The organism is Mesorhizobium sp. M6A.T.Cr.TU.016.01.1.1, assembly GCF_003952585.1.
Lineage (GTDB): Bacteria > Pseudomonadota > Alphaproteobacteria > Rhizobiales > Rhizobiaceae > Mesorhizobium > Mesorhizobium mediterraneum.
The window spans coordinates 5,876,210-5,901,484 of the sequence record NZ_CP034452.1; the positions used below are offsets into that span (position 1 = coordinate 5,876,210).

Below are 25,275 nucleotides of genomic sequence, written 5' to 3' on the forward strand. Positions count from 1 at the left end.
ATAGATTTCGGGACCGAAGAGTACGATGCCTGCGAAAGTGTTCCTCACAGGAGAGGCGCGTGACGCCTGACGACAACACACCCGTCCTTTCCGGGGCAATCGGGGAATACCGCGAGTTTAATCCTCCGGCCGCACTCGAAGGGCATTTCCAGTGTGTCTGGTCCAATACATTGCGACCGGACGCGGGGAGCTTATCGGCCGTGGTTCCCGACGGCTGCGTCGACATCACCTGGATCGACGGCGATCTGGTCGTAGCAGGCCCCGACGTGGCCGTTGCCCTCTCTACGCTGACACCCGGCTCTACTGTGATCGGCGCCCGCTTCCGACCGGGTGCGGCAAGCCGATGGCTCGGCCCGCCGATGTCGGAGATCGTTGGCGGCCGGGTGGCGCTCAGCCACTTCTTGGGAGCGCTGGCGCGCGAAATCGCCCAGAGAATTGGCGATGCATCCTCCACGGCGGAGCGGGTGCGGGCGATGCAAGCGGCACTCTCCAGGCTTGCGCCCGACGTCGAGCCGCCGCCTCCGGACATGGGATTTGTCTTCAACGCGCTGAAAACGGAATCCGCCGGTCCGGGCATGGCGGTGATCCTCGACCGGCTCGACGTCAGCCCGCGAACACTTCGCCGCCGCTGCCAGGAGGCTTTCGGCTATGGCCCGAAGACGCTCGACCGCATTCTCCGCTTCCAGCGGTTTCTGGGCCTGGTGCGGCAGTCGGCTGAGCCGCGCCTAGCCGATCTTGCGTTCGAGGCGGGTTATTCCGACCAGGCGCATCTGACGCGCGAGGTGCGGCGCCTGTCGGGCTTCTCGCCCGCGACGGTTCTGCGACAGCTCGGCGCCTGAGCTGGCCGTTTCGTTCAATACGCCGCCGCCAGTTCCGCCTAGTCTGCCTTCATTGGAAAGGAGGCAGATATGACCATCTACAAATCCCGCATCATCACCGTGTCCATCGACCGGGATTGGCGTGAAGTCTATGACTTCGCCTCCATCCCGGAGAATTTCCAGCGCTGGGCGGCAGGCCTCGGCAGACGCTTCGAGAGATCGGGCGAGGAATGGGCGGCGGAGGACCCCGACGGCCGGCCCATCCGCATCCGCTTCTCCCGACCCAATGAATTCGGTGTCCTCGATCACATCGTCTTTGCCGAGGACAAGGAAACCCGCAATGCGGTGCGTGTGGTTCCCAATGGGACCGGCGCGGAGGTCATGTTCGTGCTCTTGAGGGCACCGGACATGACGGAGGAGATCTTCGCTGCCGACGCCGCGGCGGTGCAGCGCGACCTCAACACCCTGAAGGCAATGCTCGAACGCTGAGCCTTCCCAAAGACCACGAGAGGAGAAGATCATGGCCAAATCCAGCAACGACAAGCGCATCGACTATGTCGAATTTTCCGTCGGCGACATCGCGCGTTCGCGCGACTTCTATGGCAAGGCCTTCGGCTGGTCCTTCAAGGACTACGGGCCGAGCTATTGCGAGTTCAACGACGGCCGCCTGACCGGCGGCTTCGCCCTCGGTGGCCAGAGCAAGGCGGCGGGCGGGCCGCTGGTGATCCTCTATGCCGACAAGCTCGACGAGACCCAGCGCCGCGTCGAGGAGGCCGGCGGGAAGATCGTCAAGCCCGCCTATTCCTTCCCGGGCGGCCGCCGCTTCCACTTCTCCGATCCGGACGGCTACGAGCTGGCGGTGTGGTCGGAGAAGTGAAGAGGTGGAGAGGGACGCCGGGCCCAGGTCCGGCGCCCCCATCAATTTTCCTTCTGCATGTCCGGCACCTCCGACGAAGGCACGACCATTTCTCCTACTGCGACTCATGCCGTTGGAAAAAATTAAGGACAAGCTAAAGTAGCGCTCAGCGAGAAAGCAATGCGCTGTTCAGGTCCTGTTAGTCGGCGCCTATGCCTAGAAAATAGCCAATCGCAATGCGCCTTGGGTGGCTAGTAGCTTGTGCTTTTCGAAGATCGCTAGCTTCTGCGGATAAGTGATCCGGACCTTGGCGTTGCACCCGTCGCATCTGATGTGCGCGATTGTTCTTAGCGCAGAGCCCTTCCTTACAGTCGGATGCGAGCAATCCGGACAAGCGAATGTGAGCGAAACATCAGACAAGTTTTCGGCTAAACCCATTTCGATCTCCCTCGCCAGCGCTCTGGCGACACCATTCAAAGCCGCCGCATGTGAAACTGATATGAAGGCGCTCACATAGTGACCGAAGAAGTTCGCTGCCCCGCAATCTGCGAGCCTCGCTTCGAATGTACCAGACCGATTTCGGCCCCAACTCGGGCGAGTCTCAATTTGCAATTTAGATGTCAATCCGATTGCAATTTAGATGCCAATCCGATCGTGCCAAAACGGGACGAGGCATGCCGAGAAACTTAGGAGACCGAGCGCCTCTTCGAAAGGGTTGGACGGGCCACCAAGGATCCGATTGCGCGGCTGGCTACCGCTGCGCTGACCCCTCGTCAAAGGGGCAAGCGCTGCTGTTTAAGCGATGTAACAATTATTGTCCGATTGCGTGGCGTTCGCATCGTATAAGGCTGGCCTGAGGACCATCGCATACCGCACCGCGCATGACGGAACCGAGACGAACGACAGTACGACAGAGACTGTATGCTTTTTTGATCGCTGGCTTGGGCGGGCTGGCCGCATCGGCAATCTCGTTTTCGATGACGCTCTACGAAGTCGCCCATCCGCCAAAGGTGCCTGTTGTGCAAGCCGGCCAGCAGGTCGCTACCGGTCGCTGGTTCGTAACCTTGCGAACGGCACGTGTCGGCACAGTGCCGCCGACGGGCGTTCCCCCATCGCAGCCTGTGCAGCTTGTGATGGTGGATCTGGATGTGGTGAACCGCTCCGCCACTCCGAACAACGTGCTCTACCGCGTCGTCACGCTCAGTGCGCCGGCGCAAAAGCTGCCGATGCCAACGGTTTATCTCGATCGCGACAAGTATCTGGCAGGATATTTCAACCCCAATATGCCGGAACGCGCGACGATGGCCTGGGAATGGCCGGCCGGTGTGCCCGTGCCGGACAAGGTGACGATCACCGTCAGCGGCCAGATCTACAAGCGGCGCGACAATCTTTACGGCGCAAGCGGATGGTACGACCGTGACCCCGTTGCGACGGTCGATCTGCCGGTGGAGAAGGCGCCATGATGCGCATGGTACGTTCGGCGCTTGCGCTTCTGTTCGCTGCCGGCGTGCTCTACGCCATGCTGCATACGCGTCCGCTCTACAGCGACATTACCTCGCCGATCGTCTCTTCGGGCGGCATGAACAAGCGTGTGGAGGCTAGCGCGTTCGCGCTTTCGCTGGACAGCGCCAGGGTGGCGCGTGTTCTAAATGTCGAGACCTTCGGGAAGTCAAAGACCTACACGAGTTCCGGCGTGTGGGTTGTGGTGGAAGGCGAGGCCGAGGCGAAATTCGAAACGTTGGGTCTCACATCGGGCGAGTGGCTGAGCGGCAGCGGCGTCCGTTATGTCCTGACCGACCGGGTGCCGGCGACGATCGAAATGATGCCGGGCGATGCCTACCAGCCCGGCCTGCCACGCCGTGTCCTTCTGATATTCGAAGTGGCGGAGGATGCCGTCGCTGGCGGGACCGTAGTGGTCGCACGCACAAAGTTGCTGCCGCTCGACGATGAGATCCGCATCGCCACGAATGTTTCCGGCAAGGACATCGAGCCCGCGATCACCATCCGCCGCAACCAGGAAGGACCGCCATGGACAGTTCTCCCACAGAGGTGACATCAACGCGGCGAGGCTACTGGCTGAGCATGATGGCGCTGGTGGTTGCATTGCCTGCCGCGCTCTCCGCGCAAACGTGGGGAAGCATCAAGGACTGGCGCTCCCAACATTTGCGTCAGCCGGTATCTGCGACCTTGGGGCAACCGATCGACTATGCCGGCGCAAGCTGGACCGTGACGCGCCTCACCAGACTGGCAGGCAGCGAGGGAAGCGCCGTCGTCCTTGCCGAGTTCGAGGCGCTCGCTGCTGACCCGAAGGCGCTCGGCGCCATTCCATGCCAGGTGCGGCTTTCCGATGAAAGCGGTCGCGAATGGCAGCCAACCTTGTTTGCCGATCCGGTGGTCAGAAAGCAATATCCGGAGGCCCAGCAACGGTCCCTGTGTGGTGGCAGCGCGTTTGCGGCGACGGAGCCCGGCAAGCCGGCCCGGATGGCTGCCAGCTTTTCGATTCCACCTGCAGCGAGCAGCCTCACGCTGTCGATCGCCCTCTATTCGGCGCTGCCAAATTATCTCAGCGTCAGCGAGCCGCGGACCTGACGCCACTCGCTTCACCAGCCGTGGCGACCGCGGTCTCGAGCACGGCTGCAAGCAGCGCGACCCGGACCGCGTCGAGCAGGATTCCCCCGTCGAGATCGCTTGGGCTGCCGATGAACAGGCTGATGGTGTCGGCGAAGATCTGCCAGGTTGCGAGACCATGCGCTCCGATCAGCCTTGTCAGGCCATACCACATCCAGGCGCCGACCCAGGAGATCGCCTGATAGGCGATGACGAAGGTGACAAGCGTGGCAAGGCCGGCACTGAGCGTCAGCTTGAGGCAAGTCCAGACCGGCGAGTAGCGGCTGCGGTAGCCGCCAACGAAATGGGTCGCGAAATCCTTCAGCCACTTCTGCCAGGAGGTCGTGCGCAACGGCGCAGGACCGGGAGCGGCCGGCGCGGAAAGTTCATAGCCGTTGATGATCGCGGCCATCACCAGCCAGACAATCGGCAGCAACGCGAAAAAGAAAAGATTCTGAAGCTGCTCTCCGAAGGGAAGCGGTCGGAATTCCACGGGAACGAATTGGTCGGCCGCAGCCGCCGAAGTTACTGGCGCAAGCAAATCGAGGCTGAGCTGTTGCAGCGCGGCGCCTGCGCCAAGCCAACGGATGAACTGGTCTTTCCATTCGCCGAGCGCGTAGAGACCGATGAAGACCCAAGTTGCGTCCGTCGCCACGATCAGCAGCCGCCAGTAGGGGTGAGAGGCGCGCGCATTCAGTCGCTTGGCGGCAAAACGCACCAGCCAGCAAATGACGATCGACAGTATCACGCCGCTTGACTGAAGAATGGCGAAGATGTCGACGCTCTTGCCGAGTTCGGCTTGGGCCAGCGCCATGCGCGAATATTCGCGAACCGTATCGCCAAGGAAACCCCAGGCAGCATAATAGGCAAAGAACGGCAGGATCGCGGCTGCGGTAATCGCCAGGATCGGCTCGCGTTTTGTTTGGTCCGCCTCCTTTTTCGCTTTTTGTCTCAGCGCCGCCACCGCCGGCATATGCGGCCGGAGCACCACGAACATCATGACCAGTACCGTCAGCTTGGCGAGAATCACCAGCGACAGCATGACCATTCCGCCCAGCGGGAATTGGAGGCCGATCGTCACGGCGCCCTGTAGCAACAGATCACGAGCGATCATACCGAGGCAGCCGACAAGCAATAGCTGCGGCCAACACTGGACAAGAAACCGCGCGGTTAACGCGAGCGGCCGGTATATGTCATCAATCGTCGTGGTCATCGCGTCGGGTGGCTTTCGTGCTCCGGTCCTGGACTTTAAGACGTTGTTTCACCAACCGGTCCGCCTCCATTCCTGAAGACCGTTGCGATCAAATTCAAACCACACGGGTTTGGATTTGATCGGAGGTAACGCAAGTTTACCTGATCCGCCTTCCGGCTTGACCCGGTGGGCCCTGACCCAAAACCTGTGAACGAAGATCCGGAGGTTCCCAGCTTTGGAGAATAGCGGCCAAGATGACCGTCTTTCAGCCAAATCGGCAGCACCTGGTGACAGCATTTCTTCAAAAGCCCGTACTTTTGCAGGGTTTGTGCACTTAGGGCCGGGTTGTATTGGCGGAGGGAGTGGTCGTCGAAGAGCCACATCGGGCGCCGATGTCGGCAGGGTGAAGTGCTAGTCGGTCAGGTTAGTAAAATCGTGGCGGCGCGCGCGAACATGTGCCAGCAAATTCGTTTCATTGACGACGCCGGACTGAAAGAGAGTGAGCGTGGTCGAGGCCAGAATCTGACCGTCTATCGAGGTGCTGTACCATTTAGCGTCGGCGGCTATCTGGTCGACCACCCTCTGGCAGATCGCCCGATCTTCAGGTCTCAGGAACTGGCTTTGCGGTGCTCGTAGCATCTCGACGCCTTTAAAAGGGGAGTTACTGTGTCTCCCACGCGACACAATGCGTGGTCGCGGACAATGGACCGTAGACGCATTCCGACAGAAAATTGCCATTCATTTGAGTGGTGCACGCGAGGCCTTAGTCAAGATGTCGCTAAATGCGAGACAACGCGCTTCGCTCAAGCGGGGACGGCCCAGCGGCTTGGTTGCGGGGGGGACTGGCAGCTGGAGGCCGCTGGGCCTGACCAGCGAGCCTTAAGATGCTCGCCTGGCTGGCGAATACATGCGCTCAAGCTAATGGAATCGAAACATGCGAACGAACTATGTGGCGATAATTCCGCTGTGTAGAAGCCACAAGGTGCCCCGCAATGGGTCCATACATCTGGAACCGCAATTGCACGGTGTGGGGAATGGGGTGGAGGCCCGTCGCTTCGCAAATGTAGCGGCGGGTCTTCTACATACCGGTCGCGTCCCAGCCTACGCACTCCCGTCCGTTTCGTGGCAGCATCCGGATGGCCGGCGCCGCTTGGGGGACGTGGGGTAAGAACGCTTGGCGGGCGCCGGCCAGGCGGTTGGAGTCCGCCGCCGTTGAATAGTACCGAACTCGGCAATTCAAATAATTCTAATTCCGTGATCGGGGAATGTCAGCGATCGACGACGCTCAGTCCTTTGCATCGTCATCGTCTTGCACAGAGCCTTCGTTTTCATCTGCCGGCCTTTCTAACCCGGCCAGTTGCCGGTCGGCCATTTCTTTAGCGAGGCCCACCAAGGCATCGACCTCTTGCATCTGGTCCACGTGACCGCCATTGGCGACGCGTTTCCGGATCCTCTTCAGTTGGTCAGAGGTTCGTCGTAACATCTCGGCGATAGACGGCTTCTCGGCCACGCCTGCATCTCCTGCATCCCAACCCTTGAGACGCGCAAGCGTTCCGGCCCAAAACTTTTTACGGCAAAAGTCGACATTCAATCGACCCGCTTTTAATCCGGGTCATGAAGTCCGCGCAATCCGCGGCGCAAGTTCGAGGGGCCCGGCAGCCCTATTGGGGGGTGACCATCAGCAGGCCGCCGGGCCTTGACCACCAGCGAGCTTAAGAGGAGGCGCTGTGCTGGCTGATCAAAACCTGCGCTCAAGACAACGGAATAGCATCATTCGAACGAACACTTTCCTCCATCTGGATCTCGTTGTTTTTGATGCAGGCCTCGCCGCCGGCAGGTGAGGGGCGGGCGCCGCTGACTTCTTAGTCGCCCCCCCGGGGACCGCCGAACTTGACGCCGGCTGCTTCGAAAGCGGAAAGGATCGCCACGACCTCCGGCATGTACGCACCACCTAAAGTGCCGTGTCTTGCGGGCAGAGTTTACGTCTGCCCGCCTAAGTCCTTGGATGCGAGCCCGGCCTTTTTGAGCGAACCGAGGAAGAAATCGACGTCCTCTGGTCGAATGATCCGCCTCGCGACCTCCTGCCGGAGGTTCTTGATCAAACCTGGCGCGTTTTCTTCAAGCCAGACACGTTCGCGCCGGGCGTCCGCTTCATATCCGCCCTCGCCGAAAATCGCGGCCGCGATGGTGTGAAAGTTGGCATTGCCGGGAAACGTGGTTTTCCTGATCCACATGGCCGCCTGCGGATAATCGCCGCGAAAATAGGCGCAAAGGGCAAGCGCGGTCTCGTAATAGGCTAAGGGACCCGGGTTGCGCGTGTGAGCTTCCGCGACCAGCGGGCAGCCGTCGTCCCAGCCTCCTGAAAGCGCCAGCCGATATCCGTACTCGCCCATCAGTTCGGTGTCGTTGGGGTTGATGTCCAAGGCACGCTTGCCCACTAGCAGCGCCGCCTCGATCTCTTTGCTGAAATAGAGCGCGAACATTTCCGCCTGCAGGCCGCGGATATTGAGCGGATCCAGTTCCACGGCCCGCCTGGCCGCGGCAAGAGCGCGAGCGACCGAGGCCGAAGTCGCGGCTTCGTCGGAAGGAAAGAGGAATCGAATCTCGTCGATATAGGCCTGCGACAGCAGACCCCAGGCCGTGGCGTAGCCCGGGAAGCGCTCAACGGCCTTCTCCAGGCACGCACGCACCGCTGGAAGTGCCCTTTGATCGAGCTTTGCGCGGTAAGCGTAGAAGGAAAGCGTGCAGGAATAGGCAGCCCAATCGTCGGGAGGATTCAAGACGTTGAGCGAGGCGTCCGCCTGAAAAATCACGCCGTATGTCTGGGCCAGGCTCGTCGCCACTTTCTGTGCGATACTGGCCTCGGTCTCGATAAGCGCGGCGACTTTCGTCTCTCCATCATAACTGTCCGCCCACAGGACCGAGCCGTCGGCGCGGTTGATAAACCTGATCCGAAGCCGGAAGCCATCGGCCGACAGGTGGACGCTTCCCGCAAGAACAAAGCGCGACGGCGCGACCGAGTTTTCGGGAGATTGGACGACGATGACGTCCTTGAACTTAGAGAGTTGCCCGACAATTTCCTGCGTCAATCCGCTCGCAATCGCCCTGGAGGCTTCCGTTCCTGAAAGATCCTCAAACGTCTCGACCAACAGTCGCGGAATCTCGGGCGAAGTCGGGCGAACGCCGCTCCTCGCCAATCCCAATGCCAGAACAGCCAATGCCGCGACGGTAGCCGCAAGAACCACCGTCAGCCATGATGCCTTCATCCATCGAGCAGGGGTCGGGACTTTTTCTGCCCACTCAACCGGCAAGGCCGGCTCAATGATCTCGGCGGGCGATCGCACCGAGAACGTTGGAACGTAACCGCCTTTCGGGATCGTGATGAGAATTGGATCGGCGTGTCCGGCAGTCAGGTAGTAACGTTCGAGCCCGCGCCGGAGGTGGCCAGCCTCGATCCGGACAATTGGATCCGTCTGCGGGTCGAAGGACATATCGCGGCCGAACACTTCGACAGCGATCGAATAGGCCTTGATGCGATCACCGCGACCCTCCAACGTCTCTTCCACCACATGGCTGAGGAAGCGGCGCTCGCGACCGGTTGCATCGAAGTCCGCACTGTTGAGGATCAGGGCAAGCTGGGCACGACAATCCTCTGGGGCGAGCCAATGCTCCCTCCCTGCGGCTGGTTCCGCCCGAATCACCTTGGTTCCCTCACCTGACGTTCTGGGAGGATTTACTCCCAGTTATATTTTCTTTTTTCGCCGGTTACCTCTCGTCGCGTAATCTATATGCGCGAGCCAGTTCTTGCAATACTCCTAGTAGTCTGAACGGATAACGTCCGGATGACGGCGACGATTTGTGCAGTGCAGCGGCGGACGACAACGGATCAATAGTCAGGCGGCCTCACCGGCAAGCGCAATTTGAATTTGCGATTTTATAGGGCTTGGTGCCCACCGCGCTCGCTATGGTTGTTCAGAAATTACCCTGTTGCCCACGTAACTTACATTCCGCAGCCACCTCCATGCGCTAGGCTACGGTGGTCCAGGGAAAACACGAATCTGCGCCATGAGGATGGACGACGAACCGGCTGATAGACAAAGAGCGGTCTCGGCGGCGGTACGTCGGTTCCCGCAGTTTGAATTGGCGATCCATCGGCTGATGGACCGAAGTGAGGGCTTTCAGGATATGTGCGAGGAACTTGCTGAGGCGGAACTCGCACTGTCGAGGATCGACAAGGTCCCGCCGGCATTGCGCGAGTCCAGACGAGCCGAATGGCAGGAACTGGTGGATCGGTTGGTTGGGGAAGTCGGAGCCGTGCTGCACGCGGACGCTGCCCGCAAATCGCGTGTCATTCCTTGGCCACCACGGTGAGAGGCAAGAACTATTCGGGGGCTGACTTGGAATTTCTGTCTGGCAAGCGATCTCTACAAACTATGGCAGCCTTGCTCCCGGCCCTGCTTGTCGTCACCGTCGCGTCAGCCCAGGACGACACGCAGGAGCTCGCCAAGAAGTTATCCAATCCGATCGCCTCGCTGATCAGCGTGCCGATCCAGTTCAACTACGACAGCGGCTATGGCCCGAACGATGGTGACAAAGCCTATGTCAACGTGCAGCCGGTCATCCCGATCACGCTCAACGACAACTGGAACCTGATATCGCGCACCATCTTGCCGATTGCCTGGCAGCACGACATTGCAGGACCATCCGGCGACCAGTCCGGGCTCGGCGACATAAGCCAAAGCCTGTTCTTCTCGCCTTCCCAACCCACGGCGAGCGGGATCATCTGGGGTGTCGGCCCGGTGTTTCTGTTGCCCACTGCGACTGATCCGTTGCTTGGCGGGGAAAAATGGGGGGCGGGACCGACCGGCGTCGTCTTGAAGCAATTCGATGGATGGACGGTCGGTATGCTGGCCAACCATATCTGGTCATTTGCAGGCGACAGCGAGCGCAGCGATATAAATTCCACATTCCTGCAGCCTTTCGTCTCTTACACGACGAAGGACGCCTGGACGTTCACACTCAATACCGAGAGTGCCTACAATTGGGAAACGCATCAATGGTCGGTCCCGATAAACGTCCAGGTCTCGAAGCTGGTTGTGATCGATAAGCAGCCAATCAGCCTCTTCGCCGGTGTGCGATATTGGGCGGCAAGCCCCGATAGCGGACCCGACGGCTTCGGATTCCGCACCGGAATTAGCCTGCTGTTCCCGAAGTAGAGCCAAGAACAAATGACCCGCTGTCGACATGAAAGACGATCGGAATCCGATATCCATTGGCTGAGCAGCGCGAATGCATATACGGTCGCATCGGGACATGAAGTGAAAGACGGAAAGAGGGGACTTTATATGGGAATGATCCGAGCTCTCGTGTTGGCCTCGGCGGGAACAGCGGCAGCGCTGGTTGCGGTGCCGGCGATCGCCGCTGACGCTGCGACGCAACTTCCTGAAACCGCACCCGCGCCTGCTGAAGCCGCGCCAGTCTGGACCTTCACCGCAGAGCCCTATTTCTGGATGGCAGGCATGAAGGGCAGGGTCGGCGTCAGGGGCCTGTCGCCGGTAGATATCGACGTCGATTTCAGCCAGATTTTTGACCACATCGATTGGTCTCCCCCGCCGGTCATGCTTGCCGGTGAGGCGCGCAATGGCCGCTACGCTCTCTTCACTGACTTCATCTACCTGGGACTCGAGGCCGATGGCACGTCGGCCGGCCCGTTAGCCCTTTCGGCCGAAGCGGACATGAACACGGTGGTGTGGACCTTCGGCGGCTCCTATCGGGTCGTCGACAATGGCACCGCAACCTTGGACGTTTTGGCCGGCGGACGGCTCTGGTACCTGGATACGGATTTGACTGTTACTGGCCCTCTCGGCGTAAGGGAGGCCAGCGGCAGCAAGACTTGGGTCGACCCCATTATTGGTGTGGCCGGCGATGTTGCTCTCGGTAATGGATTCGGACTCCATGGCGAGGCGGATGTCGGTGGCTTCGGCCTTGGCGCCGACATCGATTGGCAAGTGCAGGGCACCCTTCAATACCGGTACAGTGATTCGGTCACGCTGGAAGCGGGCTATCGCTACCTTGCCGTAGACTACGAGGACGACGGATTTGTGTTTGACATTGCAATGCAGGGACCAATCATCGGCGCCAGATTTCGGTTCTGATTGGATTTGAGCCTGGGATTATTTCGAAACGGGAGAAGAGTTTGGGAAACTGTTTCGTGTGTCTGTCCAAAGTCAGGCGTATCAGCAACGTTTTGTTGGCGTCGGCGTTGGTTGGCCTGCTGTGGGGGTGCGCGTCCCGTCCGACGAATGTGCTGCTGCCCGTGGCCGATACCTCGCCTTCCTCCAGCAAGGTGGAGATGCTGGTCGCAACGACACGCAGTCGTTCCTCCAATCCGGCACAAATGTATACCGGCGAGCGCGGACTGGCCCCCTCGTTCGCGGAAATTACGGTTTCGATCCCTCCGGCATCGGTCCGCAAGGTTGGAGAGGTCGCATGGCCCAAGAAGCTGCCATCAAACCCGGCGACTGATTTCGCCGTCGTGCAGGCCCAAGAATTGACGCTCCAGACAGCGAAGGGGTGGCTTAGCGCCTCCGTCAAGAAGAGCCCGGATCACAGTGTCCTCGTCTTTATTCACGGATTCAACAATCGCTTTGAAGACTCGGTCTATCGCTTTGCGCAGATCGCGAAGGATACGGACACGCAGAGCGTCCCGATCCTGGTCACATGGCCCTCCCGAGGCAGTGCGCTGGCGTATGGCTACGATCGTGAAAGCACCAACTACACGCGAAACGCGCTCGAACTGCTGTTCCAGTATCTTGCACGCGATCCCGAAATCAAGGAAGTTTCGATCCTCGCCCATTCGATGGGCAACTGGCTTGCGTTGGAAGGCTTGCGCCAGATGGCCATCCGCAATGGCGGCCTTCCGGCGAAGTTCAAAAACGTCATGCTGGCCGCGCCAGACGTCGACGTCGATGTTTTTCGTACTCAGATTGCCGACATGGGCAAACAGCACCCGCAGTTCACCCTCTTTGTCTCGCAGGACGATCGCGCGCTCAAAGTTTCGCGACGGGTCTGGGGCGATATCCCCCGGCTCGGATCGATTGATCCGGAACAAGCTCCATACAAGGAAGAACTCGCCAGCAACAACATAACCGTCATCGATCTGACGAAAGTCAAATCCGGCGATCGTTTGCATCACGGCAAGTTCGCCTCGTCACCGCAGGTCGTGCAACTAATCGGCGCGCGAATGGCCGGCGGCCAGACGTTGACCGACAACAGAATAGGCCTGGGCGACACGATCATTCACGCAACAACCGGTGTGGCGGCAGCGGCGGGCAGCGCGGCAGGGTTGGTGATTGCAGCACCTGTTGCAGCGGTCGATCAAAACAGCAGAGAAAATTTAGGCAATCACATCGGCGCCTTGACAGGTTCCCAGACCAGCCAGAAATCGAGCGCTGGTGACAAGAATTGCGCCCTGCCAGCACCATCCGCGAAGAAGTGCAAGTCATAGTGCTTTGAAGGGGCACCCCCAGATCTATGTCGCCGGACGACAAAACTGGGAGACAACGCGATGAAACTCAGTCGACGCTATTCTATTTCTCGGCGCTAGCTCTTGGGGGTCCATCACTTGGCTCCAGAAGCGCGCAGGCTGCTGAAACCCTACACCTGGCTTTCCGATGGTTGGATAACTACCGCGTCCTTCACACTTATTTCGTGAACACCAAGAGCCCGGAGTACAAGGCGCCTTGGAACCAACTCGCCCGGTCCGCGCGTCTGCACCCCGACGCCATAAATGCACGGATTCCAGGACACCGGCGCGAATGCTCAGAATGGGTCAATGTTGCTGAAAAAGTCCGCGACTAAGCCAAGCCAAGTGGGACGCTTGCCGCAACCGCGCCCAGCGGAACCATGGTGCTCCGCGTCACCCAAGACATACACCGCGCCCGGTGCCCGACTAAGCGTCGGGTGGAACAGAATTGCCAATTCTGTTTCCAAACGCCAACCTTGCGTTCCGGACCCAAGAAAGGCAACTGAGTGGTCAGAGCGGAGTCACTGCGTGAGGCACTTGTGGCCCATAGCCATTGCCTTGTAGGTCCCCTTCAGATCGACGACAAAGGCCCCCTTGGTTTCCGGAAACACGGTCATTTTATATTTCTTCGCTACGTCGCGCTTGAACTTCGGGTCGTCTGTCAAGATGTAGCCGCCAGAGTATCCGCCCTTGAGTTCGCCGCTCGTGCTAGTGGCCACACCACGATAGAGATGGCCGTCAATGGAGACGAAGATGTCCGACTTGGTCCCGTTCTGAAGGCCGATATCCTCTTTGGTGAACACGCCAAGATAGCCGACCTCCCGATTTGCGGTAACGCCCATTTGCACCGAACTTGGGCCATCTGAGTGCACGATCAAGCAATCACCGCGGGTTTGATTGGCATAGACGGTCCAGCCCTCGACGTCGTCCCCGTATCGGACAAGCACATCGCTGGCCTTTGGAAGGGGGCTTTGATCTTGTGCGTAGGCTGCCATCGCAGTCGAAAGTGCTACTGACGTTGCCGCGATGCGTGTCATGTATTTTCGCATTGCTATTCCCCTTGTGTGCAGGCTGAATTGTTCTTTGGCTACGGGCACCATTTGCTCCAGAGGCTGCTGTCCTCTTGCGGAGCGATGGGATATGACGGCTATGAGTGACCTTGGCCGATCGGCTCACGTCAGGGAACGTAACTAACTGTAACCTACGGGCTAGTATTGGCCCAGCGCACTGCGGACCGTTCAGTCCTTGACGCCGTCGATAAATGGCGGTTGGCACGCATACGAACGCCGCCTAACATCTTGCCGTCCGACCATGTTCGTCAGAACGTCCGCAACGACGGCATGATGTCCGGTTTGCCCCGAGTTCGGATGACGTGGACAGGACCGCGCAGCTCTATGGCGTGTACCTCACGCCTCCAAGGGGACCTTGCTCTTTTTCAGGGTTTGGTTTGCCTGATGAGCAGCGGCCGCAGTCTCCCCGCCACTCTCGACGTGAACGGTGGGAACCGCGATCTTGATACCGTTTTCCGCGAATGCCGCCTTGATCATCATGAAGGCGCGCCGCTTGATGCCGAATTGGGTCCCCGGCTTCGTCGTCAACTTTATCCTCAGAACAATCGCGTAGTCCCCGAAATTGTCGATGCCTTGCATCTTGAGCGGCTCGATCGTGTCGGCCGCAAATTCAGGATCGGCTGCCAGTTCCTGGCCTATCTTCTTGATGAGCTTGCGCGCCAGGTCCACGTCGGAATCATAGGTCACGCCGATCGTGATCTTGTCGATCACCCAGTCCCTGCTCATGTTCTGGACCGCCCCGAGCTCACCGAACGGGACGGTATAGATGGGGCCGCGATGATGACGCAGACGCACCGAACGCAGGCTGAAGGATTCGACCGTGCCTTTGTAGCTGCCGCTCTGGATGTATTCACCGACCCGGAAGGCGTCGTCCATCATGTAGAACACGCCGCTCAGCACGTCCTTGACCAGGGTCTGCGAGCCGAAGCCGATGGCGATGCCGAAGATGCCGGCGCCGGCAATCAGCGGGAGTATCTGCACGCCGAGCCCAGCTAGGATCGTTAGCACGGTGACCGCGGCTATGAACACGGCAAGCGCGTTGCGGAATATCGGCAACAGCGTGCGCAGTCGGCCGCTGCGGGCCAGATGGTCGGCGCTGCTCCCATCCGCCGCCGCGAGATTCATGTGATATTCGATCAAGGCCTTCGACAGTTGCCAGAGCAGGTCGGCGATCAGCAAAATGATGATGCCGTGGAGCAGTCCGGTTATCAGGAAGCCGCCGGTTTCGCTGCCGGCGAGGCTCGCGGCCCTGATCCGCCAGATATGGGCGAGCCATGCGACCGCCGCGGCAATGACCGCCGCCCTGGCGCCCCTGACAATGAGCACGTTGAGTACGACGCCCATCGCGCCGCTGCGCTTCGACCTGCCGGCGAAGGCCTGTGCCGCGGCGCCGACCCCGCGCAAGGCTGTCGGCAGCACCAGGGCGAAAATCCCAAGCCACAGGACGCCGAGCAAGCCGGCGACCCAAGCCATCCAGAGCACGATCAGGAACAAGGTGAGAAACGATTGCTTGACCAGAGAACCTCGCCCGTCGGGCCGTTGCCAGACGACCTCGATTGCGGTCGCCAGAATGCCAAGCCCGAACAGGAAGGCGGCGAGCTCTGCAACGTCTTGAGCGAAGCCCAGGCCAGGCATGAGGCTGGCGATCGCCCAGCCGAACAACAGGAACCCGGCCACAAGGCTGACTCGCCAACGCCAGAAACGGGTCGAAGCCTCGGTTTCGAAAAGCGGAGTCGGCCGGTCCGAGGGGTCGCTTGTCGCGCCGCCGAACGCAAACAGCAATCGGGCTGCCGCGCGAACGATACGGAACGCGATGAACGCAAGAAGCAGGGTCAGAATGATCCTGCGGAGTAAGGGTGGCCATCCCAATGCCAAGAACGAACCGGCGCTGGCGAGCGCAAAAGTCAGCAGGGCGACAGTCTCGAAGAGGATCGCTTGTCCGGCGTCTTCCTGAGCAACCGCGCTCCTCGTCCTGGCGAGCGCTCGTCGGACCGCCCACTCGGCTCCGAAGCCGACCGCGATCAGGACCGCCAGGATGCCCATAACCAGCCCTGGCCTGCCGGAGTTCACGTCACGCGAGACAATGTCGGCGGCGCGCGACAGTTCTTCCGGCAGGCGCGGGATCGCGGCGCCGAGCGCACCGATACGGGCACGAATACCCGCCTCCAGCCTCAAGATGTCCTCGGAAATGGACAGGCCGGGCGCGTCCGTGGCCGCTGGAATCTTTCCCTCGAGCCATGCCTTTAGTTCCGGATCGGACAAAAGCTCAAGGAACTGCTTTGCCTTGTCGGGCGGAAGGTCGGGGGAAGGCTGTTGAGCTAGCGAAGTCCCCTGCAACAGCGCCAGCAAGAGCACGACGATAACTGGCAAGAACCCGAGCCGTAGCTTGTTCTTCATGACCGCCTCGAGTTTTGAATGCCGCAGCTGCACATATTGGCTCCTCGCCCTTTTATGGGCAACTGTTCTGGCTGCATGCTACATCTCCTGGGAGAGTGGCTGCAGCTAAGGGCGCAGTCAATTATGGTGTTCGCCGCTTACGGTCACAAGCAGAGGTAGATTGGCATCACAGCCCTTGCGAAAGGCCGACCGATCGTTTCAGCCCCACCAGTCGTTGTACTGTCATTGGAGACCCTCTCGCTTTGGGCGGCTACGATCAATTCACATAGATGACGACGTAGCGGCCGCCAGAGGGCTGGTAGTATGTCCCGCCGCACTGCCAAACCGTAGCGCCGTTGATGCTAGTCCTAACGCAGGCGGGAGGAAGCGCCGCCACGTATATCGTCGAACGGCGAACGGCCCGGCGCGTTGTGCGCCGCGCTACGCCGGCGACGCTGCCGGGCGTAAGCGGCCTGCCGACGCGCGCTTCCGCGCTGGAAACGATCGAACCTGCCGGAATGAAGTAACCGCCCATCAGGCTATCGGTTATAAGAAACGCCGTCATAACAGCGGCGACGAAGAGATGATTACGGATGCACCGTGCGTTCATTTGCTGCCCTCCAGTACAAGTTCGCCAACTTCGTCGGAGTCTATCCGCTCCAGCTTTTTCGCGTTGGCCGGAGGCTTGAACGAAAACAGCTCGGCGTCGACCTCACCGGCTTTCCAGTTGCTGAACCGCAACGAATATTGCGGCGCGCCCGTCACCCATTTGGTGGTGACCACATATTTGACAGGCAGTTTCTGGTCGCCTTTGCTGATCCAGATCTGCCAGTCCACGGCGTCATTGCGAAAAGCCAATTGATCGCATTCGACGCCGCCGACAAAGGCATCGCCGACCAGTCTCCCCGACGTAACGCCTTCGGTCAAAACGGCATAAGGATCGGTGACTAGAAAATCGGCGCCCGCAACGTCGAGCCCGGTCGACACCCTGAATTCCTCGACCGCCTCATCAATCGATGCGCCAGGACTGTCCAACTGCGCATAGACGTTCATGCCCTTGCCGTGGACAGAGATTACCTTGCCGTCAAAGGTGAGTTCCACGTCGGCAAAAGGGCCTTTGCGGGTCATGTGGAAGCCATCGCCGCGGGACGCCTGGACGGAGCCGGAAGCGCTGTACTGCAACTTCTGGCCGGCCAGGTCGACGATCTCATGATCGGTGTCATAGTCGACCGTGAACGCCTGTAAGCTTTTGAGATGGTTTGTCATAGCCACAAGGATACCGTCAGCATCGGCGTCGATGACGTTCTGACCCCACGACGGCGAAACGGAAAGTGCCAGCCCGATTGAGATTGCCGCTATTCCGATAGATCGCGGCCGCGATCTAAGGTGCGACTTCAAGATTGCTTGGTTCATGTTGCATCTCCAATCCAGTGCTCGGCGATTCTTATTCGGGAGCGTGATCCGGGTTCGCTTCAGCCCAATAGCGTAGGCCCGCCATCAAACTGATCGGTTGGCTACATCATCGACGCCGAAAGTTTGAGGCGATCGGATTCGACAGTTCTTGGCCAGTTCTCTACTGCTTATCAATTTTCGGATCGCAAATTCGGCATGCGGAAGGCGTCGCCGAATATGCCTGCTCCCTGCCAGGAGGTTTGCCGTTTGCTGCCATAGTGCCATCACCTATGAGCTAGAATGCGCATAGTCTTTTTGATGGTGCCAGTATCCCTATGTAAGTTACGTAGGCGGACTGTTGCTGGCGAAGCCGTATCCGCCTATGGCCGAGGATTGACACGCTTGTGGCAGGCGGTCCCCAACAACCCGCAATGCCTTCCCGACCCAACCAAGCTATTGCGCGATATCGCCACCGGGGCTGGACCTACCCTGCGGCTCATTGTCGTGTCGAGCTAGACCGTATCCTTGACAGCCCCGCTTTCGATGCAACCGAGCGGATTCTGCCCGTAGGTTACCGTTAATTACCTTCCGCCCCGGGCGGCAATAGGCAAATCTCACGAAAGACGATTTGCCGAAGGCATGTTTGATGATGGCGCTCCCGAGGGGCGCTGACCTGGAGGAGACATCAAACTATGACCAATCTTGCCTACGCCGCGCAGCGCTACCTGTTGTCCATCCTCCTATTACTGGGGGTCGCAGCCTCTGCCACCGCGCAGAACGCCGATCAGCTTCCGTCTTGGAATGACGGAAAGGCCAAGCAGTCCATCGTCGCCTTCGTCGAACGCGTGACTGCGGAAGGCGCGGCAGACTTCGTGCCCGAAGCAGAGCGCGTCGCCGTCTTCGACAACGACGGCACGCTGTGGGGCGAGCAACCGCTGTACTTCCAGCTCCTGTTCGCACTCGATCGGGTCAAGGCAATGGCGCCGCAGCATCCGGAATGGAAGGACAAGGAGCCCTTTGCCTCGTTGCTGAAGGGGGACATCAAGACTGCGCTTGCCGGTGGCGAGCCGGCTATCGTGGACATCGTCATGACCACGCATTCCGGCATGACCACCGACGAATTCGACCAGATCGTCCGCGACTGGGTTGCCAGCGCCAAGCACCCGAAGACCGGCCGGCTTTATACGGAAATGGTCTACCAGCCGATGCTGGAGCTGTTGGCCTATCTTCGCGCCAACGGTTTCAAGACTTTCATCGTCTCCGGCGGCGGCATCGATTTCATGCGCCCATGGACGGAGAAGGTCTATGGCATACCGCCCGAGCAGGTCGTCGGCAGCAGCGGCAAGACCAAGTTCGAGATGCGCGACGGAACGCCGGTGCTCATGCGACTGCCGGAAATCAACTTCATCGACGACAAGGCCGGCAAGCCCGTCGGGATCCACCACCACATCGGTCGGCGGCCGATCGCCGCCTTCGGCAATTCCGACGGCGATCTGCAGATGCTGCAATGGACCTGTTCCGGCCCCGGGCCGCACTTCTGTCTTTACGTCCATCACACCGATGCGGATCGCGAATGGGCCTACGACAGGGATTCTTCCATCGGTCGCCTGGACAAGGGTCTCGACGAAGCCGGAATCATGAGCTGGACAATTGTCGATATGAAAGCTGACTGGAACAAGGTGTTCGCGTCCGAGCCTTGATCCTTATCGCGGCCTGAAGCGCTGCATTCGAAGAGGAAGCGACACGAAGCCATGACAAGCCTTGCCGAATGGCCAACACGTGCCAGGGCGAAATCCCGTGGCGGAATGTCTGCGAGGAACCGCCGCGTTGCACGCAGAACGTGACAAATATTGCCAAAAAGGCCCGGCGCAAAGCCTGCCCGGACAAAGACAGACAGGGAGGATCGAAGCATGACGGGCAATGACTTGTTGAAGGTCGGTGCGGCGGCGCTGACGCTGCTGCTTGCCGGGTTTGGTTCGGCGCACCCTGTCCTTGCACAAGAACAGGTCGCGGCGGCTTCGGGCGATGCGACGACTTCGCCGGAGCCGCTGAGCGCCGACGAGATGGAGGTGCTGGTCGCGCGGATTGCGCTCTACCCGGACGAGCTGATCGCCGTGATCACCGCGGCTGCGCTCTATCCGCTGCAGATCATCGAGGCGGCGCGCTTCCTCGACCGTTACGAGAAGGACAAGAGCCTGAAACCCAAGGAGAGCTGGGACGGTTCCGTGGTGTCGCTGCTCAACTATCCCGACATTGTGAAGATGATGAGCGACGACCTCGAATGGACGCAGACGCTCGGCGATGCCATCGCCTACCAGCAGAAGGACGTGCTGGTTGCCATCCAGCAGCTGCGCGACGAGGCGGTCGCCAAAGGCGTCATCAAGACCGACGACAAGATCCAGGTGGTCAAGGCGAACGACAACATCGTCATCAAGTCGGCGAGCCCCGAAGTGATCTACGTCCCGCAATATCCGCCGCAGATGTTTTATGAGCCGGATTACGTGTGGGAACCGATCCGCTATTATCCCGATCCTTACCCATACTATGTGTACCCGGGGGCGACATTCTTCGCCGGGGCGGTGACCGGCGCCATCTGGGCCGCCGCCGTCGACTGGGATGATTGGGGCGTGTGGGGTGGCCGCTGGAACGGCAACGACATCAACATCGATTGCAACAACTGCTTCAACAACCGCGACTTCAACGGCAATATCAACATCAACGACGTCGACTGGAAGAATGTCGATCGCAGCAAGATCAAGATCGACCGCGATCAGTTGAACAAGTTCGACCAGAACAACATCAAGAACAGGATCGAGAAGAATGGCGACAACGCCATCCGCGACCGCGCCCGCGACATCAAGAAGAACGACAGCCTTGCCAACAGGGTGCCGGGCAAGACGGCGGGAACGAGAGACATCCGCAAGAGCACGCTGGACGGGCTGAAGGCGAAGCCCGCCAACGTCACCCGCCCCGCCAAGCCCGCCAACATCCAAAAACCTGCGGCCAGGCCTACCGCCAATCGCCCGGCGGCGAAGCCGGCCAAGGTGAACCGTCCGGCTGGCAAGCCAAAACCTGCGGCACGGGTCGACAACCGGCCGAAGAAACCGTCGGGTCTTGGCAACGTCGATCGCGGCAAGGCGACCAAGGTCAGCTCCAACCGTGGCCACAAGTCGATGGGCGGCGGCCAGCGCGGCGGTGGCGGCCACAAGCAGATCAAGCGCGGCGGCGGCGGACGCCGGCGTTAACGGAACGGGAGGACAGGATTATGACACAGATGTTCAGCACCACCCGTCACACGGGAGTTTTGCATACGATCCTTCTCCGCTCAGTCTGTGCCGTGGTGCTTGCAGCCGGCATCGCTGTCTCGCAGCCGGCATCCGCGCAGGAGGCGCCGCAAGCGCCGGAGATCACTGCGTTTGCGGCCGCCGCCGAGCCGCCCGTCTTCGACACGCCGGAAGCGGCTGTCGAGGCGTTCAAGAAGGCGCTGGACGACGCCGGCAACGGTGCGGTTGCGGCCCTTCTCGGCCTCGATGCGGAAAAGCTGAAGGCCGACGAGAACTCGGACGAGACGCTGGTGGCGATCAAGGAGGGTGTGGCCAAGCAGCTTGTCCTCGGTGGCGAGGGCGACCGCCGCACGCTGCAGATCGGCGACAAGCTGTGGCCGCTGCCATTTCCGCTCGTCAAGGGCGAGGACGGCAAGTGGGCTTTCGACACCTATGCCGGGCTCGAAGAGATCGTGAACCGGTATGTCGGCGAGAACGAGCTCACCGCGATCGAGACGATGCGCGCCTACGTCGACGGGCAGGAGGACTATGCATCGCAGGACCGCGACGGGGATGGCGTGGAAGAGTTCGCGCAGAAACTGATAAGCTCTGAAGGCGCGACCGACGGGCTCTACTGGCCGACCGACGACATCAACGGCGAGAGTCCGGCCGGTGACGCCGTTAGTGAGGCCGAGCTCGAGGACGCGGCCAAGGGCGAAGGCTATTTCGGCTACAAGTACAAGGTCCTGACCGGCCAGGGCGACCATATCGCCGGCGGTGCCTACGACTACGTCATAAACGGCAACATGATCGCCGGCTTCGGCCTCATCGCCTGGCCTGCCAAATACGGCGAAACCGGCGTAAAAACCTTCGCCGTCAACCAGCACGGCGTCGTCTACGAGACCGACCTCGGCCCAACCACCGAGCAGATCGTCAAATACATCGACCGCTTCAACCCGGACGATACCTGGCAGGTCGTGGCCGACTGAAAGAAAAGCGTTCTAGTGAAGAACACGCAGCAAGAGGTCTCGTTGCGGTTTGCGCGTTCGCAGGACGTGGAGTTCTTCCTTGGCTCTTGAGGAAGGCCGGACTCACCTCAACGACCGACTGTTGCGCTGGCCGAGCAGATTCTTCCCGTAGGTTACCGTTAATTACCTTCCGCCATGAGCGGCAATAGGCAAACCTCACGAAGGAGCAACCTACCTGCACTCCGAAGATATGTGGCAAGACCGCCGCCAAATGGGAGATCACGATGAGCGATGGCAACCGAAGCGTTCTTCCGATTCCGACACGTCCGCGAACCGGTCTCATCACCTACGACGCCAAGGATCCGGAATCGAAGTATCCGGTCATCGAGCAGCTGCGTCCGCCAAAGGGCGCCCCGAACGTCTTGGTGATCCTGCTCGACGATGTGGGCTTCGGCGCCTCAAGCGCCTTCGGCGGTCCGTGCCAGACGCCCAACGCCGAACGACTGGCTGCCGGCGGTCTCAAGTACAATCGCTTCCATACGACAGCTCTTTGCTCGCCGACGCGCCAGGCGCTGCTCACGGGGCGCAACCACCACTCGGTCGGCATGGGCGGCATTACCGAGATCGCCAGTGGCTCGCCCGGCTATTGCTCGGTCCTGCCGAACACGGCTTCTCCACTGGCAAAGACACTGAAGTTGAATGGCTATGCGACCGCACAGTTCGGCAAATGCCACGAGGTCCCGGTGTGGGAAACGAGCCCGGCAGGCCCGTTTGACGCGTGGCCCACCGGTGGCGGTGGCTTCGAATATTTCTACGGCTTCATCGGCGGCGAAGCGCATCAATGGTATCCGTCACTGTATGAGGGCACCACGCCGATTGAAGTGCATAAGACGCCGGAAGAGGGCTACCATTTCATGGCGGACATGACCGACAAGGCGATTGCCTGGGTCGGCCAGCAGAAGGCGCTTATACCAGACAAGCCCTTCTTCATGTATTTCGCGCCCGGCGCAACCCACGCTCCCCACCATGTTCCGAAAGAGTGGGCGGACAAGTATAAGGGCAAGTTCGATCAGGGCTGGGACAAGCTGCGCGAGGAGACCTTCGCCCGCCAGCTCAAGCTCGGCGTCATTCCTTCCGACTGCCAGCTGACGCCGCGTCACGAGCAGATTCCTGCCTGGGATCAAATGCCCGAGGAGATGAAGCCTGTTCTGAGGCGTCAGATGGAGGTCTACGCCGGATTCCTGGAATACGCCGACCACCACGTCGGGCGGCTCCTCGACAGCCTCGACCAGATGAAACTGACCGATGACACGCTCATCTACTACATCATCGGCGACAACGGCGCTTCGGCCGAGGGAACGCTGATCGGCTGCTATAACGAAATGGCCAATTTCAATGGCCTGGCCGCTCTTGAGACACCACAATTCCTCATGGAGCGGCTGGACAAGCTCGGCGGACCGGACTCCTACAACCACTTTGCTGTCGGCTGGGCGCACGCCATGAACACGCCTTACCAGTGGACAAAACAGGTCGCTTCGCACTGGGGCGGGACCCGAAACGGCACGATCGTGCACTGGCCAAACGGCATCGCAGGGAAGGGTGAGGTCCGCTCCCAGTTTCATCATGTCATCGACGTCGCACCGACCATACTGGAAGCAGCCGGGCTCCCCCAACCACAGGCGGTAGACGGTGTTGCTCAGATGGCGATTGAAGGCGTCAGCATGCTCTATTCGTTCAACGAAGCGAAGGCAGCGGAGCGGCACGAGACCCAATACTTCGAGATGTTTGGCAACCGTGGCATCTACCACAAGGGTTGGACCGCGGTGACGCGGCACAAGACGCCGTGGCTGCTGCACGGAGAGACGGTCCCCGCCTTCGACGACGACGTCTGGGAGCTTTACGACACCAGCAAGGACTGGAGCCAGGCCAACGATCTGGCAAAGCAGATGCCGGACAAACTGCATCAGCTTCAGCGCCTGTGGCTGATCGAGGCCGCCCGTTACAATGTGCTGCCGCTGGACGACAATGTCGCCGCTCGCTTTGACTCTGATCTGGCGGGACGGCCGGTTCTGATCAAGGGGAAATCCCAGATCCTGTTCGGAGGCATGGGTCGCCTTTCGGAGAACTCCGTCCTCAATCTCAAGAACAAGTCGCATTCGGTGACAGCCGAGATCGTGGTGCCGGAGGGAGGCGCTGAAGGCGTGATCATCTCGCAGGGCGCCAATATCGGCGGCTGGAGCCTCTACGCCAAGGGCGGCAAGCTCAAATACTGCTACAACCTGATCGGCGTACAGCATTTCTTCGCCGAATCCGCCGATGCAATCCCGCCCGGATCGCATCAGGTCCGCATGGAATTCGCCTATGCGGGGGGCGGTCCCGGCAAGGGCGGCACAGTGTCCTTGTTCATCAACAGCAAGAAGGTCGGAGAAGGCGCTGTGGGCGCAACTGCGCCATCGGTCTTCTCGGCGGACGATGGCTGCGATGTCGGTTGCGACACCGGAGCGCCCGTTTCGCCGGACTACGGCCCGCGTGGAAACGCGTTCAATGGAGTCATAAAGGGCGTGCAACTCGCCATTGGCGAAGACGCCGAGCATGCCGACCACCACGTCTCGCCGGAAGAGGCGCTTCGCGTCGCACTGGCGCGGCAGTAAGGACGTCGTGTTACGGAAGGGCGGCGCCGGCAACGGCGTCGCCGTTCCAGGCAACCGTCTTCGCAAAGAGGGATGAGCACGAATGGCAATCGAAGACATTCTGCAACGTTTTTGGGAAGACCTCGTCGCAAGGCCGAGTGGGCCCCTGGCGCTCAGATTCCTTCTTCAGCCGGTGATGGCGACTTTGTTCGGGATACGTGACGGCATCAAGGACGCGCGCGACGGGCGCTCGCCTTATTTCTGGACCGTCCTGTCAAAGCCTGACGAGCGCCGCGCGCGCCTTGTCGAAGGGGTCAGATCGACGGGCAAGGTTATGGTGCTCGCCGTGATCCTGGATGCCGTCTATCAAATCATGCAACTGGGCACCTTCTATCCGTTTGAAGCTGTGGTCGTGGCGATTGTTCTCGCCTTCGTTCCCTATCTCCTGATCCGGGGCCCGGCGGCGCGCATCGCGCGCTGGTGGAGCAGCGCTCGTCTCGGACCAAAATCGTGAATGATCAAAAGCCTTGGGGCCAATCTCGTACGCTGAAACAATGTCGATGAATAGGGATTCAAGG

At 60.2% G+C, this 25,275-nt stretch carries 23 protein-coding genes; 15 read left to right on the forward strand and 8 right to left on the reverse strand.

Going from position 1 to position 25,275, the window contains the following annotated elements:
- The first annotated feature begins 59 nt into the window (after nucleotides 1-59).
- From EJ075_RS28375 to EJ075_RS28405, 6 genes are all read left to right on the forward strand, one after another.
- A complete protein-coding gene (locus EJ075_RS28375; protein WP_126106599.1) occupies nucleotides 60-839 on the forward strand; it encodes a helix-turn-helix domain-containing protein in 780 nt (259 codons plus the stop codon).
- 69 nt (nucleotides 840-908) lie between these two features.
- Nucleotides 909-1,307, forward strand: a complete 399-nt coding sequence (locus EJ075_RS28380) for an SRPBCC family protein (RefSeq protein ID WP_126106600.1) — start codon at nucleotides 909-911, stop codon at nucleotides 1,305-1,307.
- Between the two features lie 31 nt (nucleotides 1,308-1,338).
- Nucleotides 1,339-1,695, forward strand: coding sequence for a VOC family protein (locus EJ075_RS28385; protein WP_126106601.1), 357 nt, complete (start codon nucleotides 1,339-1,341; stop codon nucleotides 1,693-1,695).
- Nucleotides 1,696-2,603: 908 nt separating this feature from the next.
- A complete protein-coding gene (locus tag EJ075_RS28395; protein ID WP_126106603.1) occupies nucleotides 2,604-3,137 on the forward strand; it encodes a hypothetical protein in 534 nt (177 codons plus the stop codon).
- The gene (locus EJ075_RS28400) at nucleotides 3,134-3,727 is read left to right on the forward strand and encodes a hypothetical protein (protein ID WP_126106604.1); all 594 of its coding nucleotides are present in this window, start codon (nucleotides 3,134-3,136) and stop codon (nucleotides 3,725-3,727) included. Before EJ075_RS28395 ends, EJ075_RS28400 begins: the two co-directional genes overlap by 4 nt.
- 29 nt (nucleotides 3,728-3,756) lie before the next feature.
- On the forward strand, nucleotides 3,757-4,263 hold the full coding sequence (locus tag EJ075_RS28405; protein ID WP_126106605.1) for a hypothetical protein: 507 nt from the start codon (nucleotides 3,757-3,759) through the stop codon (nucleotides 4,261-4,263).
- On the opposite strand, the gene EJ075_RS28410 is transcribed toward EJ075_RS28405, so the two are convergent.
- From EJ075_RS28410 to EJ075_RS28425, 4 genes are all read right to left on the reverse strand, one after another.
- Nucleotides 4,244-5,395 (reverse strand): hypothetical protein, encoded by a 1,152-nt coding sequence (locus EJ075_RS28410; protein WP_245458033.1) that lies wholly within the window; start codon nucleotides 5,393-5,395, stop codon nucleotides 4,244-4,246. The two genes, EJ075_RS28405 and EJ075_RS28410, sit on opposite strands and share 20 nt — an antisense overlap.
- 489 nt (nucleotides 5,396-5,884) lie before the next feature.
- Nucleotides 5,885-6,112, reverse strand: coding sequence for a hypothetical protein (locus EJ075_RS28415; RefSeq protein WP_126106607.1), 228 nt, complete (start codon nucleotides 6,110-6,112; stop codon nucleotides 5,885-5,887).
- Between the two features lie 646 nt (nucleotides 6,113-6,758).
- Nucleotides 6,759-6,983, reverse strand: coding sequence for a hypothetical protein (locus tag EJ075_RS28420; RefSeq protein WP_126106608.1), 225 nt, complete (start codon nucleotides 6,981-6,983; stop codon nucleotides 6,759-6,761).
- 469 nt (nucleotides 6,984-7,452) lie between these two features.
- Nucleotides 7,453-9,174, reverse strand: coding sequence for a hypothetical protein (locus EJ075_RS28425; RefSeq protein ID WP_126106609.1), 1,722 nt, complete (start codon nucleotides 9,172-9,174; stop codon nucleotides 7,453-7,455).
- 364 nt (nucleotides 9,175-9,538) lie between these two features.
- Between EJ075_RS28425 and EJ075_RS28430 the strand changes: the two genes are divergently transcribed.
- From EJ075_RS28430 to EJ075_RS28445, 4 genes are all read left to right on the forward strand, one after another.
- Nucleotides 9,539-9,844 carry a hypothetical protein gene (locus tag EJ075_RS28430; RefSeq protein WP_095486782.1) on the forward strand — a complete coding sequence of 102 codons (306 nt, stop codon included), beginning with the start codon at nucleotides 9,539-9,541 and terminating at the stop codon, nucleotides 9,842-9,844.
- A 62-nt stretch (nucleotides 9,845-9,906) separates the two neighbouring features.
- The gene (locus EJ075_RS28435) at nucleotides 9,907-10,689 is read left to right on the forward strand and encodes a transporter (RefSeq protein WP_126106610.1); all 783 of its coding nucleotides are present in this window, start codon (nucleotides 9,907-9,909) and stop codon (nucleotides 10,687-10,689) included.
- 129 nt (nucleotides 10,690-10,818) lie between these two features.
- Complete coding sequence (locus EJ075_RS28440) at nucleotides 10,819-11,628, forward strand: hypothetical protein (protein WP_126106611.1); 810 nt, start codon at nucleotides 10,819-10,821, stop codon at nucleotides 11,626-11,628.
- A gap of 80 nt (nucleotides 11,629-11,708) precedes the next feature.
- Nucleotides 11,709-12,980, forward strand: a complete 1,272-nt coding sequence (locus EJ075_RS28445; RefSeq protein ID WP_245329962.1) for an alpha/beta hydrolase — start codon at nucleotides 11,709-11,711, stop codon at nucleotides 12,978-12,980.
- Nucleotides 12,981-13,519: 539 nt separating this feature from the next.
- On the opposite strand, the gene EJ075_RS28450 is transcribed toward EJ075_RS28445, so the two are convergent.
- The 4 genes from EJ075_RS28450 to EJ075_RS28465 form a co-directional block, all read right to left on the reverse strand.
- Nucleotides 13,520-14,047, reverse strand: a complete 528-nt coding sequence (locus EJ075_RS28450; protein ID WP_095488462.1) for a hypothetical protein — start codon at nucleotides 14,045-14,047, stop codon at nucleotides 13,520-13,522.
- A 357-nt stretch (nucleotides 14,048-14,404) separates the two neighbouring features.
- The gene (locus EJ075_RS28455) at nucleotides 14,405-16,465 is read right to left on the reverse strand and encodes a mechanosensitive ion channel family protein (RefSeq protein ID WP_126106612.1); all 2,061 of its coding nucleotides are present in this window, start codon (nucleotides 16,463-16,465) and stop codon (nucleotides 14,405-14,407) included.
- Nucleotides 16,466-16,721: 256 nt separating this feature from the next.
- Nucleotides 16,722-17,054: a hypothetical protein gene (locus tag EJ075_RS28460; protein WP_126106613.1), complete on the reverse strand. Its 333-nt coding sequence runs from the start codon at nucleotides 17,052-17,054 to the stop codon at nucleotides 16,722-16,724.
- Nucleotides 17,051-17,857 (reverse strand): DUF2092 domain-containing protein, encoded by an 807-nt coding sequence (locus tag EJ075_RS28465; RefSeq protein WP_095486776.1) that lies wholly within the window; start codon nucleotides 17,855-17,857, stop codon nucleotides 17,051-17,053. The genes EJ075_RS28460 and EJ075_RS28465 overlap by 4 nt, the downstream gene beginning before the upstream one ends.
- A gap of 671 nt (nucleotides 17,858-18,528) precedes the next feature.
- Here EJ075_RS28465 and EJ075_RS28470 point away from each other — a divergent pair.
- The 5 genes from EJ075_RS28470 (at nucleotide 18,529) to EJ075_RS28490 (ending at nucleotide 25,211) form a co-directional block, all read left to right on the forward strand.
- Nucleotides 18,529-19,536: an HAD family hydrolase gene (locus EJ075_RS28470; protein WP_126106614.1), complete on the forward strand. Its 1,008-nt coding sequence runs from the start codon at nucleotides 18,529-18,531 to the stop codon at nucleotides 19,534-19,536.
- 210 nt (nucleotides 19,537-19,746) lie between these two features.
- Nucleotides 19,747-21,081: a DUF3300 domain-containing protein gene (locus tag EJ075_RS28475; protein WP_126106615.1), complete on the forward strand. Its 1,335-nt coding sequence runs from the start codon at nucleotides 19,747-19,749 to the stop codon at nucleotides 21,079-21,081.
- A 20-nt stretch (nucleotides 21,082-21,101) separates the two neighbouring features.
- A complete protein-coding gene (locus EJ075_RS28480; RefSeq protein WP_245458034.1) occupies nucleotides 21,102-22,088 on the forward strand; it encodes a DUF2950 domain-containing protein in 987 nt (328 codons plus the stop codon).
- 263 nt (nucleotides 22,089-22,351) lie between these two features.
- Complete coding sequence (locus tag EJ075_RS28485) at nucleotides 22,352-24,718, forward strand: arylsulfatase (protein ID WP_126106616.1); 2,367 nt, start codon at nucleotides 22,352-22,354, stop codon at nucleotides 24,716-24,718.
- 82 nt (nucleotides 24,719-24,800) lie between these two features.
- Complete coding sequence (locus tag EJ075_RS28490) at nucleotides 24,801-25,211, forward strand: hypothetical protein (protein ID WP_095486772.1); 411 nt, start codon at nucleotides 24,801-24,803, stop codon at nucleotides 25,209-25,211.
- The last annotated feature ends 64 nt before the right edge of the window (nucleotides 25,212-25,275 follow it).

What these genes read in the sequence shown, in the direction of transcription:
- EJ075_RS28435 (WP_126106610.1), top strand. Translation starts at nt 9,907, where the DNA reads ATGGCAGCCTTGCTCCCGGCCCTGCTTGTCGTCACCGTCGCGTCAGCC.
- EJ075_RS28460 (WP_126106613.1), bottom strand. Translation starts at nt 17,054, where the DNA reads ATGAACGCACGGTGCATCCGTAATCATCTCTTCGTCGCCGCTGTTATG.
- EJ075_RS28455 (WP_126106612.1), bottom strand. Translation starts at nt 16,465, where the DNA reads ATGAAGAACAAGCTACGGCTCGGGTTCTTGCCAGTTATCGTCGTGCTC.
- EJ075_RS28440 (WP_126106611.1), top strand. Translation starts at nt 10,819, where the DNA reads ATGGGAATGATCCGAGCTCTCGTGTTGGCCTCGGCGGGAACAGCGGCA.
- EJ075_RS28485 (WP_126106616.1), top strand. Translation starts at nt 22,352, where the DNA reads ATGAGCGATGGCAACCGAAGCGTTCTTCCGATTCCGACACGTCCGCGA.
- EJ075_RS28405 (WP_126106605.1), top strand. Translation starts at nt 3,757, where the DNA reads ATGATGGCGCTGGTGGTTGCATTGCCTGCCGCGCTCTCCGCGCAAACG.
- EJ075_RS28400 (WP_126106604.1), top strand. Translation starts at nt 3,134, where the DNA reads ATGATGCGCATGGTACGTTCGGCGCTTGCGCTTCTGTTCGCTGCCGGC.
- EJ075_RS28410 (WP_245458033.1), bottom strand. Translation starts at nt 5,395, where the DNA reads ATGATCGCTCGTGATCTGTTGCTACAGGGCGCCGTGACGATCGGCCTC.
- EJ075_RS28490 (WP_095486772.1), top strand. Translation starts at nt 24,801, where the DNA reads ATGGCAATCGAAGACATTCTGCAACGTTTTTGGGAAGACCTCGTCGCA.
- EJ075_RS28470 (WP_126106614.1), top strand. Translation starts at nt 18,529, where the DNA reads ATGACCAATCTTGCCTACGCCGCGCAGCGCTACCTGTTGTCCATCCTC.
- EJ075_RS28480 (WP_245458034.1), top strand. Translation starts at nt 21,102, where the DNA reads ATGACACAGATGTTCAGCACCACCCGTCACACGGGAGTTTTGCATACG.
- EJ075_RS28475 (WP_126106615.1), top strand. Translation starts at nt 19,747, where the DNA reads ATGACGGGCAATGACTTGTTGAAGGTCGGTGCGGCGGCGCTGACGCTG.
- EJ075_RS28380 (WP_126106600.1), top strand. Translation starts at nt 909, where the DNA reads ATGACCATCTACAAATCCCGCATCATCACCGTGTCCATCGACCGGGAT.
- EJ075_RS28430 (WP_095486782.1), top strand. Translation starts at nt 9,539, where the DNA reads ATGAGGATGGACGACGAACCGGCTGATAGACAAAGAGCGGTCTCGGCG.
- EJ075_RS28465 (WP_095486776.1), bottom strand. Translation starts at nt 17,857, where the DNA reads ATGAACCAAGCAATCTTGAAGTCGCACCTTAGATCGCGGCCGCGATCT.
- EJ075_RS28450 (WP_095488462.1), bottom strand. Translation starts at nt 14,047, where the DNA reads ATGCGAAAATACATGACACGCATCGCGGCAACGTCAGTAGCACTTTCG.
- EJ075_RS28415 (WP_126106607.1), bottom strand. Translation starts at nt 6,112, where the DNA reads ATGCTACGAGCACCGCAAAGCCAGTTCCTGAGACCTGAAGATCGGGCG.
- EJ075_RS28385 (WP_126106601.1), top strand. Translation starts at nt 1,339, where the DNA reads ATGGCCAAATCCAGCAACGACAAGCGCATCGACTATGTCGAATTTTCC.